This window comes from Nocardia sp. NPDC058497, assembly GCF_042720195.1.
Taxonomy (GTDB): domain Bacteria; phylum Actinomycetota; class Actinomycetes; order Mycobacteriales; family Mycobacteriaceae; genus Nocardia.
On the sequence record NZ_JBHXMY010000755.1, the window covers coordinates 1 to 2,418 of the forward strand.

Annotated in this window: 1 protein-coding gene; it reads left to right on the forward strand. The window is 71.0% G+C overall.

Features of this window, described 5'->3' with window-relative positions:
• Positions 1–116: 116 nt before the first annotated feature.
• Positions 117–2,418: amino acid adenylation domain-containing protein (locus ACFWPJ_RS30485; RefSeq protein WP_378856618.1), on the forward strand; the 2,302-nt coding region annotated here is incomplete at its 3' end.

The following is a 2,418-nucleotide window of genomic DNA, read 5'->3' on the forward strand; positions in this document are numbered from 1 at the left end:
CGCCTCGAGCGACCCCGACGGTATCCTCGCGACTCCGGTGGAGCCCGTGGCGGGCGCCCCCCCCCGCCCCGGCCGGGGGGGGGGCGGCGGGGGCCCCCCCCCCACCACTGTTCCGGGTGACATTCGAGGATCATGTCGGCCGCCAGGCGCCCCCCGTCGCGACCGAGACGGTCGCGGCGACCCTGTGCGACGACCTCGGCACGGCGGACCTCCAGTTCTCCGTGACCGAGCACCGGGATGGAGACGGCCGCGCCGCCGGCATGAGCGTGGGAGTGCGGTATCGGACCGATCTGTTCGACGAAGAGATCGTCCGGGGATTCGCGAATCGGTGGACACGGATTCTGGTGTCGATGACGACGGAGGGGTCCGTGCGGGTCGGTGACATCGATCTGCTCGACCCTGCCGAGCGGCAGACCTTGGTGCCGGTCCGTGGTGCGCCCGGGGTCCCGCCGCGGCTTCTGCCCGAGATCCTGGCTGCCGCGGCGGGCGCGGATCCGGCGGAAACGGCGATATCGTGCGGGGATCTCCGAATCTCCTATCGAACGCTCGACGAGCAGTCGGACCGGTTGGCGCGGCTGCTGATCGGCCTCGGCGCGGGTCCGGAACGCTTCATCGCGATCGGCATGCCGCGGTCGGTCGAATCGGTGCTGGCGGTATGGGCGGTAGCCAAGACCGGCGCGGCGTTCGTGCCGATGGATACCACCTTTCCCGCCGAGCGGATCGCGGTCATGCTGGACGATTGCGGTGCTGTGCTCGGCCTTACGGTCGCGGCCGAGCGCGATCGGATGCCGGGAAGTATTCCGTGGGTAGTGCTCGATGATCCCCAGGTGGGGCAAACGCTCGCGCAGCCGTCGACAGCGGTGACCGACGCGGACCGGACGGCCACCCTGCGGCCGGATCATCCGGCGTACCTGATCTACACCTCGGGGTCGACGGGAACGCCGAAGGGAGTGGTGATCACCCATCGGGGACTGGCGAATCTCGTCGCGCACGCGACGACATTGGCCGATGCCGGGGCCCGGGTATGGCACGGCGCCTCACCGAGTTTCGATCTGGCCGTGTTCGAGCTGCTCGTCGCGTTCGGCGCCGGGGCTCACCAGGTCATCGCGCCGCCCGGGGTGTACGGCGGCGCCGAACTCGCCCGGTTGCTCGCCGCCGAGCGAATCACCCACTGGTGTACCACGCCCGCTGTCCTGGCCACCCTCGATCCGACGGACCTGGACGACCTCGCCTTTGTGAGCGTCGGGGGCGAGGCATGCCCGCCGAGTCTGGTGGAACGGTGGGCGCCGGGGCGGCGCATGGTCAACGGATACGGCCCCAGCGAGACGGCGGTGCAGGCGACGACCATCGATCTGCACCCCGGCGACGACGTGACACTGGGCAGTCCCGGACGCGGATTCCAGGCGCTCGTGCTCGATGCACGCCTGCGTCCGGTGCCCGTCGGCGTCGTCGGGGAGCTCTACCTGTCGGGACCGGCTCTCGCTCGCGGGTATCACCGCCGGTTCGCGGCGACCGCGGCCCGGTTCGTGGCGGATCCGTTCGGTGCGGTGGGACAGCGGATGTACCGGACCGGCGATCTGATGCGGTGGACGACCGCCATGGGCAACGGGGCCGCGGCACCGCGGCTCGAGTACGTCGGACGGGCCGACCTTCAGGTGAAGCTGCGGGGTCGGCGGATCGAGCTCGGTGAGGTGGAGGCGGCGCTGCTGCGGCACGAGCGGGTGGCGCAGGCGGTTGCCGAAGTCCGCGTCGACGCCGGAATCGAACATCTCGTCGGCTACGTGGTGCCCGAGGCGGGCGAGAACCTCGATGGGCCCGAGGTCGTGGCATCGGTGGCGTCCGTGCTGCCTGCCTACATGGTGCCCGCGGTGGTGATGGTGCTGGCGGTGATGCCGATCACGGGCAACGGCAAGATCGACCGGAACGCGCTGCCGAAACCGGAGTTCAGAGCCGCGGCGTACCGGCCGCCGCGCACCAGCCTGGAACGAGAGCTGGTTGGCGTGTTCGCCGAGGTACTCGGCCGCGCGCCCGACCGGGTCGGCCTCGACGACCGATTCTTCGACCTCGGTGGGGACTCTCTGCTGGCGACCGGGCTCGTCGCCCGGATCCGCACGGCGCTCGGGGCCGAGCTGCCGATCCGGACGATCTTCGAGGCGCCGACGGTCGCCGAACTGATACCGCGGCTCGCGGCGAGCGGTGTGGCGCGGCCCGCACTGGTCCCACAGCAGCGACCGGCGCGGATCCCACTGTCCTACGCGCAGAACCGCCTGTGGTTCATCCACCGGTACGAGGGTCCGTCCGCGACGTACAACATCCCGATGGCGGCACGGCTGCGCGGCGACGTGGACGTCGCGGCCATGGTCGCGGCGTTCAGCGATGTGGTTGCCCGCCACGAAAGTCTGCGCACGGTGTTCGAGG